General features: G+C 63.7%; 12 protein-coding genes. 7 read left to right on the top strand and 5 right to left on the bottom strand.

Translation table 11 applies throughout. The features are described 5' to 3' along the window. Positions 1-58 precede the first annotated feature (58 nt). From AC3RCG_RS12445 to AC3RCG_RS12425, 5 genes are all read left to right on the top strand, one after another. A complete protein-coding gene (locus AC3RCG_RS12445) occupies positions 59-973 on the top strand; it encodes a carbohydrate ABC transporter permease (RefSeq protein ID WP_492403789.1) in 915 nt (304 codons plus the stop codon). An 8-nt stretch (positions 974-981) separates the two neighbouring features. Next, the gene (locus AC3RCG_RS12440) at positions 982-1,821 is read left to right on the top strand and encodes a carbohydrate ABC transporter permease (protein WP_070218105.1); all 840 of its coding nucleotides are present in this window, start codon (positions 982-984) and stop codon (positions 1,819-1,821) included. Between the two features lie 10 nt (positions 1,822-1,831). Further along, positions 1,832-2,965: an ABC transporter ATP-binding protein gene (locus AC3RCG_RS12435; protein ID WP_070218106.1), complete on the top strand. Its 1,134-nt coding sequence runs from the start codon at positions 1,832-1,834 to the stop codon at positions 2,963-2,965. A gap of 94 nt (positions 2,966-3,059) precedes the next feature. Then, the gene (locus AC3RCG_RS12430) at positions 3,060-4,295 is read left to right on the top strand and encodes a maltoporin (RefSeq protein ID WP_070218107.1); all 1,236 of its coding nucleotides are present in this window, start codon (positions 3,060-3,062) and stop codon (positions 4,293-4,295) included. A gap of 99 nt (positions 4,296-4,394) precedes the next feature. Next, a complete protein-coding gene (locus tag AC3RCG_RS12425) occupies positions 4,395-5,417 on the top strand; it encodes a ParB/Srx family N-terminal domain-containing protein (RefSeq protein ID WP_139143656.1) in 1,023 nt (340 codons plus the stop codon). 72 nt (positions 5,418-5,489) lie between these two features. On the opposite strand, the gene AC3RCG_RS12420 is transcribed toward AC3RCG_RS12425, so the two are convergent. From AC3RCG_RS12420 to AC3RCG_RS12400, 5 genes are all read right to left on the bottom strand, one after another. Beyond that, on the bottom strand, positions 5,490-6,599 hold the full coding sequence (locus AC3RCG_RS12420; protein WP_070218108.1) for an ABC transporter ATP-binding protein: 1,110 nt from the start codon (positions 6,597-6,599) through the stop codon (positions 5,490-5,492). Positions 6,600-6,608: 9 nt separating this feature from the next. After that, on the bottom strand, positions 6,609-7,478 hold the full coding sequence (locus AC3RCG_RS12415; RefSeq protein ID WP_070290751.1) for a carbohydrate ABC transporter permease: 870 nt from the start codon (positions 7,476-7,478) through the stop codon (positions 6,609-6,611). Continuing rightward, positions 7,475-8,359 carry a carbohydrate ABC transporter permease gene (locus tag AC3RCG_RS12410; protein WP_010397323.1) on the bottom strand — a complete coding sequence of 295 codons (885 nt, stop codon included), beginning with the start codon at positions 8,357-8,359 and terminating at the stop codon, positions 7,475-7,477. The genes AC3RCG_RS12415 and AC3RCG_RS12410 overlap by 4 nt, the downstream gene beginning before the upstream one ends. Before the next feature lie 115 nt (positions 8,360-8,474). Further along, positions 8,475-9,728, bottom strand: a complete 1,254-nt coding sequence (locus AC3RCG_RS12405) for an ABC transporter substrate-binding protein (RefSeq protein WP_035817882.1) — start codon at positions 9,726-9,728, stop codon at positions 8,475-8,477. A gap of 244 nt (positions 9,729-9,972) precedes the next feature. Beyond that, the gene (locus AC3RCG_RS12400; protein ID WP_083287142.1) at positions 9,973-11,259 is read right to left on the bottom strand and encodes a maltoporin; all 1,287 of its coding nucleotides are present in this window, start codon (positions 11,257-11,259) and stop codon (positions 9,973-9,975) included. Positions 11,260-11,604: 345 nt separating this feature from the next. Between AC3RCG_RS12400 and AC3RCG_RS12395 the strand changes: the two genes are divergently transcribed. Both AC3RCG_RS12395 and AC3RCG_RS12390 read left to right on the top strand, forming a co-directional pair. Beyond that, a complete protein-coding gene (locus AC3RCG_RS12395) occupies positions 11,605-13,518 on the top strand; it encodes a glucokinase (RefSeq protein WP_326457350.1) in 1,914 nt (637 codons plus the stop codon). Next, positions 13,502-14,599 carry a LacI family DNA-binding transcriptional regulator gene (locus tag AC3RCG_RS12390; protein ID WP_492403794.1) on the top strand — a complete coding sequence of 366 codons (1,098 nt, stop codon included), beginning with the start codon at positions 13,502-13,504 and terminating at the stop codon, positions 14,597-14,599. The genes AC3RCG_RS12395 and AC3RCG_RS12390 overlap by 17 nt, the downstream gene beginning before the upstream one ends. Positions 14,600-14,634 lie beyond the last annotated feature (35 nt).

The following is a 14,634-nucleotide window of genomic DNA, read 5'->3' as shown; positions in this document are numbered from 1 at the left end:
TGGCGCGGTTTTGCCGGCGGCCCCGCCGCCGGTGCTTTTATTCGTCTGGAGTTTCGCCGTGAAGAAAGCTTTCCCGTGGCACGTGGCCGTGTTCCTGGCGCCGGCGCTGCTCATCTACTCGCTGTTCAGCGCCCTGCCCCTGGCCGATACCCTGCGCCTGGGCCTGTACACGACCGATGAGGGCGGCCAGCACCATTTTGCCGGTCTGGCCAATTACGCCACCATCCTGTTCGACCCGCAATGGTCGCAAAGTTTCTGGAATGCAATGTGGAACAACTGCAAGTTTTTTCTCATCCACATGCTGCTGCAAAATCCCATCGGCCTGCTGCTGGCCACCCTCTTCAGCCTCAAGGGGCTGAAGGGCGAGCGCAGCTACCGCACCCTGATCTTCCTGCCCACCTTATTGTCCGTGGTGATCATCGGCTTCATCTGGCAGCTGATCCTGTCGCCGCTGTGGGGCGTGGGCCAGTCGCTGATGGATGGCGTGGGCATCGGCAGCTATTTCGCGCCATGGCTGGGCCAGGAATCGACGGCCCTGCTGACCATCGCGCTCATTTCTGTTTGGCAATACATCGGCATTCCCATGATGCTGATCTATGCGGCCCTGCTGGCCGTGCCCGAGGAAATCATCGAGGCGGCCCACGCGGAAGGCGCCAGCGCCATGCGCATCTTCTGGCAAATCAAGCTGCCGCTGATCTGGCCCACCCTGGGACTGGTGACCATCCTGACGTTTGTCGCCAACTTCAATGCCTTCGACCTCGTGTACTCCGTGAAAGGCGCGCTGGCGGGGCCGAACTACGCCACCGACATCCTCGGCACCTTCTTCTACCGCACCTTCTTCGGTTACCAGGCCCAGCTGGGCAGCCCCACCATGGGCGCGGCCGTGGCCACCATGATGTTCCTCGTGATCCTCGTGGGCGTGGGCGTGTATTTCTTTTTCGTGCAGCGCAAGCTGACACGCTACGAACTGTAAGGGCCGCCATGCGCAACGTTTCCACCCGCCCCCTGGGCCGCGCCGCCGTGCACGTGATCCTGGCCGGCTACACCCTGATCGCGCTGTTCCCCATCGTCTTGATCCTGATCAACTCAGTCAAGACGCGGGCCGCCATCTTCGACAATCCGCTGGCCCTGCCCACGCCCGCCACCTTTTCCCTCGTGGGCTTTCACAAGGTGCTGGCCAATTCGGACTTCCTGCTGTATTTCGGCAACAGCCTGTTCGTCACCCTGCTATCGCTGCTGCTGATCGTGCTGTTCGGCGCCATGGCGGCCTGGGCACTGTCCGAATACACGTTCACGGGCAACCGCCTGCTGACCCTGTACCTGGCGCTGGGCATCATGATCCCCATCCGCCTGGGCACGGTGTCCATCCTGGAACTGGTGGTGCGGCTGGACCTGATCAACACCCTGACGGCGCTGGTGCTCGTGTACACGGCGCAGGGCTTGCCGCTGGCCGTGATGATCCTGTCCGAATTCGTGCGCCAGGTGCCGCGCGAACTGAAGGATGCGGCGCGCTGCGACGGCGTGGGCGAATTCGCCATCTTCTTCCAGGTGATCCTGCCCCTGATCCGCCCCGCCATCGCCACGGTGGCCGTGTTCACCATGATTCCCGCCTGGAACGACCTGTGGTTCCCGCTGATCCTGGCGCCGTCGGACCGCACCAAGACCGTCACCCTGGGCGTACAGCAATTCATCGGGCAATACGTGACCGACTGGAACTCCGTGCTGGCGGCGCTGTCGCTGGCCGTCATTCCCGTGCTCGTCATGTACGTCATTTTCTCTCGTCAACTGATCCGCGGCCTGACGTCCGGCGCGGTCAAATAATAGGTGCACCATGGCCCATGTAAGCCTGCAACAACTGAGCAAATCCTACGACGGCCGCACGAACGTGCTGGCCGGCATCGACCTCGACATCCGCGACGGTGAATTCGTCGTGCTGGTGGGCCCTTCAGGCTGCGGCAAATCGACCTTGCTGCGCATGCTGTGCGGTCTGGAAAGCATTTCGCACGGCACCCTCTCCATCGGCGGCAAGGTCGTCAACGACTTGCCGCCCGCCGAGCGAGGCATCGCCATGGTCTTCCAGAGCTATGCGCTGTATCCGCACATGAGCGTGCTCCGCAACATGGCGTTCGGCCTGAAGATCGCCGGCGCCGGCAAGGATGACATCGCCCGGCGCGTGCGCCACGCGGCCGCCATCCTGAAGATCGACCACCTGCTCGAACGCCTGCCGCGCGAGCTGTCGGGCGGCCAGCGCCAGAGGGTGGCCATCGGCCGCGCCATCGTGCGCGAACCGCAGCTGTTCCTGTTCGACGAGCCGCTGTCGAACCTCGACGCGGCCCTGCGCGTGCAGACGCGGCTGGAAATCGCCAAGCTGCACCGCCAGCTGAACGCCACCATCGTGTATGTGACGCACGACCAGGTCGAGGCGATGACCCTGGGCGACAAGATCGTCGTCATGCATGGCGGCCATATCCAGCAGGCCGGCACGCCGCTGGAGCTGTACCAGCAGCCGGCGAACCGCTTCGTGGCCGGCTTCATCGGCGCGCCCATGATGAATTTCTTCGAGGGCACAGTCATTGCGGCCGAGGAAGATGGCGTGCGCGTGGCCCTGGCCAGCGGCCAGGAAATCACGGCCCTCGTCGATCCGGCCGGCCTGCAGGCGGGCGACGCCGTCACGGCGGGCCTGCGGGCCGAACATATCCTGGAAAACGGCGGCGGCAGCGCCCGCTTCCAGGGCGTCGTCAGCCTGGTGGAACACCTGGGCGAAGCCAACTTCATCTACCTGAGCCTGGACAACGGCCAGGAACTGGTGATACGCGGCGACGGCAACAACCGCGTGCCGCTGGGCCAGCCATTCACCGTCTCGGCCGCCAGCAGCGCCTTCCACCTGTTCGACGCGCAGGGCGTGGCGCGCACGCGGCGCCAGCCCGGCAACCTGATTTCCTCGAAACAGAATCTGGCCGCCTGAGCCTTTCCGCCCAGGCAGCCCCCCCGATTGGATCGGCAGCGATCCGGTAGACGACGTGCCCAAGCACGCATTTTAATAACGACAAGGAGATTGTATGCAACACCCGATCAAGACCTCGCTGGCCCTCGCCTGCACCATGCTGCTGGCCTGCGGCGCCGCCCACGCCAGCGATGCCGAAGGCGAATACCATGGCTACTTCCGCGCGGGCCTCGGCTCGAGCACGGACAGCCGCGGCCCGCAAAGCTGCTACGGCCTGGGCGGCAACACCATGCGCTACCGGCTCGGCAACGAATGCGACACCTATGGCGAATTCGAATACCAGAAGGAAATGGCCAAGTCGCCCAACGGCGTCAGCTTCGTCGGCCATATCATGGTGGCAGCCTACACGCCCAGCTCCGCCGTCAGCGATTCGGACCTGAGCATGTCGAAGATGTACGTGGAAGCGAAAAACATACCCACGCTCAACGGCGGCACGGCCTGGATCGGCAAGCGCTACTACATGCGTCCCGACATTCACATGCTGGACTTGCAATATATCAATATGAACGGCACGGGCGGCGGCATCGACCAGTACAAGCTGGGACCGGGCCGCATCAGCTATGGCTTCTTCAAGGATAACGACAAGCCCGGCAACTCGGCCATCCGGCAAAACCTCGTCTATCAGGGCATCCCCGTCAACCAGGATGGCACGCTGGAAGTGCTGACCACCCTCATCACGCCCGACAAGAAGGACAGCACCTCGCACAGCGGCTGGCAGGCCACCGTGCTGCACAAGCAGGATAAAGTGTGGGGCGGCGCCAACACCTTCGGCATCCAGTACGGCGTGGGGCCGGGCACGGGCGCCGGCGGCCAGTGCTGCGACCGCATGGGCACCACGGGCTCGATCCGCAACGGCAGCGACGTGACGCGCCTGCGCATCTTCAATTCGCTGTGGATACAGCCGACTCCCGAATGGAGCGCGGAAATGGTGGCCATCGTGCAGCGCGACAAGTCCAACGTCTCGGGCGGCAGCTCGACCTGGACCACCGTGGGCGTGCGCCCCGTGTATGCCGTCAACGACAACTTCAAGCTGCAGTTCGAGCTGGGCACGGACCGCGTGACCTCGCCCACGGGCGGCGCCGCCCAGCGCCTGACCAAGCTGACCTTCGCGCCCACCCTGACGGCGGGCAAGGGTTACTGGTCGCGTCCCGAGTTGCGCGCCTTCGTCACCTACGGCAAATGGAACGACGCCGCCACGGCCGCCGTCAACAAGGCCAACGAGTCCGGTCCCGTATACGGCAACGCCACCAGCGGCACCTCGTTCGGCCTGCAAGTGGAGACGTGGTTTTAAGAAACTGGCTTGATCTGGCGCAGTGCATGCGCCTGTCGGACTGTGCGAAATCGCGTGCCGCGCTATGCTGCACGCCATACCGCTCACTTCGGAGGTCGCATGCACGCCGCATTCCCCCGGGCCGCCGCCGCGCTGGCCCTGTCTTTCGCCAGCATGGCATGGTCCCGCGATGCCGCCGTCGCGCCCGCCCTCAGCGCGCGCCAGCAGGCGCTGATGTCCACCGTGGCGGGCAGCGCCGCCCATCCGCGCATCCTGCAGGTGCGCCTCGATGAACTGCATCCGACCCAACCGGCCATCGGCTACGACCAGGTGTACTACAAGCTGGGACGCTATGCGGCCGAAGAAAAGCACATCGCGGACATCGCCAAGCCCAGGAAATTTGCCGACCTGTGCGAGGCCAATGGCCAGGGCGACGTCTTGCCCGGCACGGCCAACGTGGCCGGCGCCACCCTGGCCGCGCCGCCGGCCGGCTACCGCTGCAAGGCGGCCGTGGGCAGTCGCCCGGACGACATGAAGACCGTCGTCATCGGCCCGCGCGGCATCGTGTACCTGACCGATGGCCACCACACGTTTTCCGCCTTCCGGGAAGCCGATGGCGGACGCAATCAGCAATTGCAGGTCTGGGTCAAGGTCAGCGACAATTTCAGCGCGCTGGACGACGCGGCCTTCTGGACCCGCATGCGCGCAGAAAACAAGGTCTGGCTGAAGAACGGCCGCAACCAGGCCATCACGCCGCAGCAGCTGCCGCCCGCCATCGGTCTCGCATCGCTGGGCGACGACCCGTACCGCTCGCTCGTCTATTTTACGCGCGGGATCGGCTACGAGCCGCCAGAGCACGCCACGGAATTTCTCGAGTTTTACTGGGCCGACTGGCTGCGCCGCATGCCCGCGCTGGACCTGGCGCGTGTCGACCTGCGCGATCCGGTCGCGTATGCCAATGCGATCCTGCTGGCCGCGCAGGCAATGGCGGCGCTGCGGCCCGGCGACAGCGTCAGCGGCGGCAAGAGCGCGCGCGAACTGGGCGCCCTGCGGGAAGTCAACGGGGAAGCGTTCGATGAGCTGATCGGCGAAAAGGGCAAGCTGCGCCACGCCATCGCCTATAAAAAATCGCTGGCGCAATAAGCGCGGCGGCGTAAACGACAACGGCCCGCCTGTCACCTGGACAAGCGGGCCGTTTTTCATGGCAGGTGGCGCTTACGCGATACGCTCGCCGTTGGCCGGGTCGAACAGGGCCGCTTTCGACAGGTTGAACGACAGCTGCATGGTCTGCCCCGGCAGCACCGCTTCGCGCGGATGCGTGCGGCAAGTCACGGCGGCGCCGTTCAGGCGCGTCGTCAGCAAGGTATCGGGACCGGTCGGCTCGACGAGGTCGATCAGGCAACCGAGTTCCTGGCCCACGTCGCCGTGCGCGCTGCTCATGTCCGTGATCTGCTCCGGGCGCACGCCCAGGATCACGTCGCGGCCCGCATAGCTGCGCAGCTTGTCGGCGGCGAACGGCAGCGCCAGGCGCATGCTCTTGCCCGCGTTCTCGATGGCGACAAACACGTCGTTGCCCTCGATGACAGGCTTGACGGTGATGAAGTTCATCGACGGCGAGCCGATGAAACCGGCCACGAACAGATTCGCCGGGTTGTCGTAGATTTCCTGCGGCGTGCCCAGTTGCTGCACCACCCCATCCTTCATGACGGCGATCAGGTCGCCCATCGTCATCGCCTCGATCTGGTCATGCGTGACGTAGACGATGGTGGCTTTCAGGCGCTGGTGCAGCAGCTTGATCTCGGCGCGCATTTCCACGCGCAGCTTGGCGTCCAGGTTCGACAGCGGTTCGTCGAACAGGAACAGCGAGGGCTTGCGCGAGATGGCGCGGCCCATGGCCACGCGCTGACGCTGGCCGCCCGACAGCTGCGCCGGGCGGCGGTCCAGCAAGTGCGTGATCTGCAGCGTTTCGGCCACGCGCGAGACGATTTCTTCCTGCTCCGCCTTCGGTACCTTTTTCACGTTCAGGCCGAACGCGATGTTTTCGCGCACCGTCATCGACGGGTACAGCGCGTAGGACTGGAACACCATGGCGATGTCGCGGTCCTTCGGCGGCAGGTCGTTGACCACCTTGCCGTCGATGAGGATTTCGCCCGAGGTGACGCTTTCCAGGCCGGCCACCATGTTGAGCAGGGTCGACTTGCCGGAGCCGGAGCCGCCGACGAGGATCAGGAACTGGCCATCCTTGATCTCGATGTCGATGCCCTTGAGGACTTCGACGCCATTCGTGTACACCTTGCGGATGCTGCGTATCGATAAACTGGACATATTCTTTCCTTAACCTTTGACTGCGCCTGCGGTCAGACCGCGCACAAAATAACGGCCTGCGACCAGATAGACCAGCAGGGTCGGCAGCGCGGCAATCACCGCGGCGGCCATGTTGACGTTGTATTCCTTCACGCCCGTGGACGTGTTGACCAGGTTGTTCAAGCCCACCGTGATCGGCTGCGAATCGCCGCTGGCGAAGACGATGCCGAACAGGAAGTCGTTCCAGATCTGCGTGAATTGCCAGATGATGCAGACGACGAAAATCGGACCCGAAATCGGCAGCACGATCTTGCGGAAGATCAGGAAGAAGCCGGCGCCGTCGATGCGCGCCGCCTTGATCAGTTCTTCCGGCACGCCGATGTAGTAGTTGCGGAAGAACAGGGTCGTGAAGGCCGTGCCGTACACCACGTGCACGAAAACGAGGCCGGTCGTCGTATTGGCCAGGCCGAATTCGCCGAGCAAACGCGCCATCGGCAGGATCACCACCTGGAATGGAATGAAGCAGCCCACCAGCAAGGCGGCAAACAGGATTTCCGAACCACGGAAGCGCCAGTGCGCGAACACATAGCCGTTGAAGGCGCCCAGGAAGGTCGAGATCAGCACGGCGGGAATCACCATCTTGATCGAGTTCCAGAAGAACGGCTGCATGCCGTCGCAGGTGACGCCCGTGCAGGCCGACGACCAGGCCTTGGCCCAGGAATCGAACTGCCACACGTGCGGCAGTGCCAGCAGGTTGCCGCTGCGGATCTCGTCGAGCGACTTGAACGACGTCGACAGGGTCACGTACAGGGGCACGATGTAGTACACCGCGAACAAAATCAGCAGCAGGTATACCACCACCCGTCCGAGGGTGAGTCGATTATTGCGGGTAGGTGTCATCTCATCGCCTTTGCGCTGCGCGTTTCCAGGTACATCAGCGGCACGAGCACGGCCACGATGGTGGCCAGCATCATCATTGCCGATGCCGAGCCCAGGCCCAGCTGGCCGCGGGTGAAGGAAAACTGGTACATGAAGATGGCCGGCACGGACGACGAATTGCCAGGTCCGCCAGCCGTCAATGCGATGACCAGGTCGAAGCTCTTGATGGCGATATGTGCGAGGATCAGCAGCACGCTGAAGAACACGGGACGCATGGCGGGAATCACGATGCGCCAGTAGATCGTCGGCAAGGACGCGCCATCGACTTGCGCCGCCTTGATGATTTCGTCATCGATGCCGCGCAGGCCGGCCAGGAACAGGGCCATGACAAAGCCCGACGACTGCCATACGCCGGCGATCACCACCGTGTAGATGGCCATGTCGGAGTTCACCAGCCAGTCGAAGGTAAACGACGTCCAGCCCCAGTCGTGCATGACCTTTTCCAGGCCCAGGCTGGGATTGAGCATCCATTTCCAGGCCGTGCCGGTGACGATGAAGGACAGCGCCATCGGATACAGGTAGATGGCGCGCAGCGCGCCTTCGGCGCGGATTTTCTGGTCCAGCAGGATGGCCAGGAACAGGCCGATGGCGATGCTGCAACCGATGAACAGGACACCGAAGATGCCGAGGTTCTTGAGCGAGGTCCACCAGCGCTCGTTGTCGAACAGCTCGACGTATTGCACCAGGCCGGCGAACTCGTAGTTCGGCATCAGCCGCGATTCGGTCAGCGACAGCCAACCGGTCAAAAAGATAAAACCATAGACGAATACCAAGCTGGCGATGAGCGTGGGGCCCAGCACCATCTGCGGTATCCATCGGTCGAATTGCTTGCGTATGGACATAGGACAGCCGTAGAAGTAAAAACTGCGTGTGGCGCCGGCCTGGCCGAAACCAGGGCGGACGCCTGCGATGCATGCGATGCAGCGGGCGCCGGCGGGAGTGCCGGCGCCGTCGTGATTACTTCACTTTTGCCGCTTTGGCCAGCGCGGCAACCGCGTCTTTCGAGCTCATGTTGGTATTCATGAACTTGGCGATGACGTCGGTCACGGCGCCTTGCGTGGCCGATGGCAGGGCCATGCCGTGGGCGAACGATGGCACCAGGCCGCCGGTCTTGTTGGTGGCGTCCATGTCTTCCATCGATTTCAGGGCACAAGCGTCAAACTTGTCCTTCGATACGCCGGAACGCACGGGGATGGAACCCTTGTTCAGGTTGAAGATCGACTGGAACTTCGGATTCATGATAGCGTTGGCCAGGGCGATCTGCCCTTTCTTCGCATTTGCATCCTTTTGCGTGAACATGGCAAACGAATCGATGTTGAAGGTGTAAGCCTTGTCCGTGCCAGGCGCTGCCACGCACAGGTAGTCCTTGCCCGGCACCTTGCCGGCGGCCGTGAACTCGCCCTTGGCCCAGTCGCCCATGAACTGGAAGCCGGCCTTGTTGTTGATGACCATGGCGGTCGCCAGGTTCCAGTCGCGGCCAGCCGCATCCTTGTCGATGTAGGTCTTCACCTTGCCCAGGGTGTCGAACACCTTGAGCATGGTCGGACCGGTCAATTCCTTCTGATCCAGCTTGAGGATGGCTTTCTTGTAGAACTCCGTGCCGCCCACGCCCAGCGCGACGGATTCAAACACGGTGGCGTCCTGCCAAGGCTGGCCGCCGTGGGCGATCGCGATGCCGCCCGATTTCTTGATCTTCTCGGCCGCGTCGAAGAACGCATCCCAGGTGGTCGGGGTGGTGGCCACGCCGGCTTTTTTCAGCACTTCCGGATTGACCCACATCCAGTTGACGCGGTGGACGTTGACGGGAGCGGCAACATAGTGGCCCTTGTATTTCATGATGTCGGCGACGACTTTCGGCAGCACGGCATCCCATTTGCCTGGAATGGCGGCATCATCGATATTGGCCAGCACGCCTTCGGCGCCCCACTCCTGGATCGATGGGCCCTTGATCTGGGCAGCCGTCGGCGGGTTGCCGGAAATGACGCGGGTTTTCAGCGCGGTCGCGGCGTTTTCGCCAGCGCCGCCAGCCACGGCGAAGTCTTTCCAGCCGAAGCCGCTTTCCTTCACGATTTGCTGCAACTGGCCCACGGACTTCGCTTCGCCGCCGGAGGTCCAGTAGTGCAACACTTCCACGTCGGTCGCAAAGGCGCTGCCGGCAAATGCCAGGGTGGTCAATGCGGCCAGTTGGGTAATCTTGAATTTCAGTTTCATCTCCACATTCCTTTTTTGATCAAGCTTTTAGGGGGCTTCGGCATACGGGGCCGAAAAAGGTGAAATCTGCGCCTGTACCGGCGCTCTTGTGCTCAGACCCGCTTGCAAACGGGCATCATCTTCAGTGAAAAGACGGCGCCGTGATCCATGACATGACTACATTGCATTTATATCACGGGACGGCGCCAAAAACGCATCCGCGAAGGATGCGCCAGGTTGATCTAGACTGACAACGCCTGCAAACTTAGAACCAGGTTTCCACCTGGAAACCGTAGGAGGTGCCGCTGGTATTGTTGTTGTAAATCGGGCCGCCGTTGTTCGACGCATTGACCGAGGCGGTGGCCGCATCGTTCCATTTGCCGTAGGTCACGAAAGCGCGCAGTTCAGGACGCGACCACAGGCCAGGGCCGGCCGAGATCGTCGGGGCGATGGTCAGCTTGGTCAGGCGCTTGGCCGGCAGGCCGCCCGCTTGCGTCACGCGGTCCGTGCCCAGTTCGCCCACCAGCTTGAAGTTGTTGGTGAACGCGTACACCGGGCGCACGCCGACCGAGGTCCAGGTCGAGGAACCGTTGGCGTTCGATTCGTCTTTTTGCCACAGGGCGACGAATTCCATGCCGAAGTTGGCCATCGGCTGGATCGCCATGTCATTGAAGATGCGCGTGCGTTTCACGTCCGAACCGAAATTGGTGTCGCCCGACGCGCCGAACTGCGCGCCCTTGCCGGTGCCGGGACCGACGCCGTACTGCACGCCGAAGGTATTGCCGCCGCCGAACACTTTCGCCTGGCGGTGGAAGGCCGACAATTGCCAGCCATTGTGCTTCTGGCCGTAAGCGTCGTTGTCCTTGCCTTCGCCGATGATGTAGGTCGCGGCCAGGTCCAGGGTGCCGTTTTCATTGACGGGAATCTCGCCGTAGATGAAGTTCTGGCGCACGGCCGATTTGGTGCTGACGACGCCGGTCTTCGACACGGTGTTGATGTCGTTGTCCTTGAAGAAAGCGTACGAGAATTTACCGGGGCCGGCAGGAATGCGGTCCAGGCCGGCGCCCGTGCCGTTCATGTTGATGTACTGCAAGTCCAGCATGTGGATGTCAGGACGGTAGTAGAAGCGCTTGCCGATCCAGGCCGTGCCGCCGTTCAGGAAATCGAGTCCCTGTGCTTCGACATAGGCCTTGACGATGCCCAGTTTGTTGTCGCCGAAATCGGAATTTGGCGCGTAAGCGTTGACCCAGATGGTGGCCAGGTAGTTCACGCCGCCGGACTGGGCGACGGACTTGGTATAGCCGAATTCCGTGTAGGCGTCGCACTCATTGCCCAGACGATATTTCATGGTATTGCCGCCCAGACCGAAGCAGCCTTGCGAACCGCCGCCGCCCGAGGTATTGCTGCCGGCGCCAGCGCGCAGGTAGCCATGGAAGCCTTCGGAATCGGATGGGTACATAGGGTCGGCGGCAGCGGAACCGCTGGCGATGGCCAAGACGATGGCAGCTGGCAGTGTCTTCAACACGGCCTTCAACATGTTGCGATGCAGCATGGTAAGTCTCCTCAGTAGTTATTTTTTATCTAGTCATTCGTGGCCGAATGTACTGGCCAGAATTCTTTCCAGCAGGGACATAGTAACTATACTACGAACAAATATCAACATATTATGTTGTAATCCTACGACTACTCTGCGACACTTTATTTGCGTACCGACAGGCGAGTTGACTGCCCTGTTTTTCCCGCTGGCGCCACCGCATCTGGCACCTTGGACAGGCATTTGCGCAGGCATCCCGCATTTTTCGGCACGCGGCACGTATACGAATTAAAATCCTTGGTTTTTGCCCATAACGACAGTGCGCGGCCACGACCACGCACGCAGACGAGACAAAGCACCGCCATGAAAATTGATGAAAAAATGGAAGTAGCAGGCAGCGATCCAGCGGAGCGTTTCAGTGAAGGCCCGCGCCTGCTGGCAGACATCGGCGGCACCAATGCCCGCTTCGTGCTGGAAACGCGCCAGGGCCACCTGGAAGCGGTCGCCGTGCTGCCCTGCGACGACTACGCGTCGCTGCTCGACGCCATCACCGCATATATGGATAGCAGCGAGGCGCGCGCCGCCGGTTCGGCACGCGTGCGCCATGCGGCCATCGCCATCGCCAATCCCATCGACGACGACAATATCCGCATGATGAACCATCACTGGTTCTTCTCGATCGAGGCGATGCGCGCCGCACTGGGCCTCGACACCTTGCTGGTGGTGAACGACTTCACGGCGCTGGCCATGGCCCTGCCCTATCTGCGGCCCGACCAGCGCCAGCAGATCGGCGGCGGCATGGCGCGCGCCGACAGCGTCATCGGTTTGCTCGGTTCGGGCACGGGCCTGGGCGTGTCGGGCATGATCCCCGCGGAAGACCGCTGGATCGCGCTGGGCAGCGAAGGCGGCCACGTCAGCTTCGCCCCCTGCGACCAGCGCGAGATGGACGTGCTGTCCTTCGCCTGGCGCGAACTGTCGCACGTCTCGGCCGAGCGCCTCGCCTCCGGGCGCGGGCTGGAACTGATCTACCGCGCCCTGTCCGACCGGGCTGGCCGGCATGACGTGCCGCCGCTGCTGGCGGCCGACATCACCAGCCGCGCCCTGAACAATGAATGCGACGTGTGCCTGGAAGCGGTCGACTGCTTCTGCGCCATCCTCGGCTCCATCGCCGGCAACGTGGCCATGACCCTGGGCGCCCTGGGCGGCATCTATATAGGCGGGGGCATCGTGCCGCGCCTGGGGCCTTTGTTCGAACGGTCGCAGTTCCGCGCCCGCTTCGAGCAAAAGGGCCGCCTGAACGAATACCTGGCGCAGATCCCCACGTTTCTGATCACGGCCGAACTGCCTACTTTTCTGGGCATCGCCGCCATCCTGGCGCAAAAGCTCAAGCGCGCCCATACCGGCGCGCCCGTGCTCGAATCCGTGCGCCAGGCGCGCGGGCGCATGAGTCCATCGGAATGCAAGGTGGCCGACTGGGTATTGAAAGAGCCGAACGCCATGCTGACCCTGCCGATCGCCGAAATCGCCCAGCGGGTCGGCGTGAGCCAGCCGACCGTGATGCGCTTTTGCCGCTCGATCGGCGTGCAGGGCCTGGCCGATTTCAAATTAAAACTCGCTTCCGGCCTGACGGGCGGCGCCATCACGGTGGCGCACTGCCACGTGGAGATTTCGGACTCCGACGCGGAACTGGCGCGCAAGGTGCTGGGCAATAACGCCTCGGCCGCGCTGGCCATGCGCGACATGCTCGACGTGAAGGCGCTGACGGCGGCCATCGAACTGCTGCGCGGCGCGCAGCGCGTGGAATTGCTGGCCGTGGGCAGCGCCCGCGTGGTGGCCGACGACATGCAGCACAAGCTGCTCAATCTGGGCATCGTCAGCAGCTTCTTTGCCGATCCGCAGGCGCAGGAAATGAGCGCCGCCATGCTTAAGCCGGGCGACGTGGCGCTGGTCATTTCCCGCTCGGGCGCCCTGCCCGACCTGCTGCGTACCGTCAAGGTGGCGCAGGGCTGCGGCGCCCGCGTGCTGGCGATCACGGCCAGCGGTTCGCCATTGGCCAAGCTGGCCGACGTGCTGCTGACCCTGAACCACCCGGAAGGCAACCTCAATTTCGTGCCCATGATCGTGCGCCTGCTGCAGCTGATGATGCTCGATATCCTGTCGGTGGGACTGGCGCGGCGCGACACGGCGCAGCGCACCAGCGCCGCCGAACTGGAAGAAGGCCAACTGCACGGCATGCGCATCAGCGGCAAGCTGAAATTCGGTGGCCACCTCGAATAAGGCGGCGCATGCCGCCCACGCCACCGCCGACACGGCCAGCGGCGCCACCGTGCACGACGTGGCGCGCCTGGCCGGCGTCTCGGCCATGACGGTATCGCGCGTCATCAACGGGCGCGCCAGCGTCAGCGCGGCCACGCGCGACAAGGTCGAGGCGGCCATCGCCAGCCTGCGTTACCAGCCCAACCTGGCGGCCCGTGCCGCCCGCACGGGCACCTTGCGCATCGGCTTGCTGTACAGCAACCCCAGCGCGGCCTTCCTCAGTGAATTTCTCGTCGGCGCCATGGACCAGTGCCGCCAGGGCGGCGGCCAGCTGCTGCTCGAACGCTGCGAAGACCTCGATAGCCAGCGCGCCGGCATCGATTGCCTGGTGGCGGCCGGCGTGGACGGCATCCTCGTGCCGCCGCCCCTGTGCGATTCACCGGAAGTGCTGGCGCAGCTCAATACCATGGGTATCCCCGCCATCGCCGTGGCCACGGCGCGCCCCTCGCCCGGCGTCTCGGCCGTGCGCATCGACGACTACGAGGGCGCGCTGGCCATGACGCGCCATTTGATCTCACTGGGCCACCGCGACATCGGCTTCATCGAAGGCGACCCGGCGCACACGCCCGCCCTGCTGCGCCGCCAGGCCTTCGAGGACGCCATGCGGGAAGCGGGCTTGCAGGTGCCGCCGCACAGGGTGGAGCAAGGCTATTTTACGTACCGTTCGGGGCTGGACGCGGCGCGCCGGCTGCTGGCGCACGAACCGCATCCCAGCGCCATCTTCGCCAGCAACGACGACATGGCCGCCGCTACCCTGGCCGTGGCGCACGGCATGGGCTTGCAGGTGCCGGCGCAATTAAGCGTGTGCGGCTTCGACGACACGCCCGTCGCCAGCACCGTCTGGCCCGAGCTGACCACCATCCACCAGCCCATCGCCGACATGGCGCGCGCCGCCGTCAAGCTCGTCATCGACGAGATACGCCAGCGCCGCGCCGGGGAAACGGCGCCCGCCACGCATCACTTGATGGAATTTACCCTGGTAGAGCGCGCATCGTCGGGCAGCTATGCGCCGCCGACGGCACAGGGCCAGCGCAGGCCTTGACGCTGCCGGAACAGGCGATGCCACCACCCGCCATT

This window comes from Janthinobacterium sp. GW823-FHT01H08 (assembly GCF_058797855.1).
Note: the sequence above shows the minus strand (reverse complement) of the source record. Positions and strands in the feature narration are given on the sequence as shown.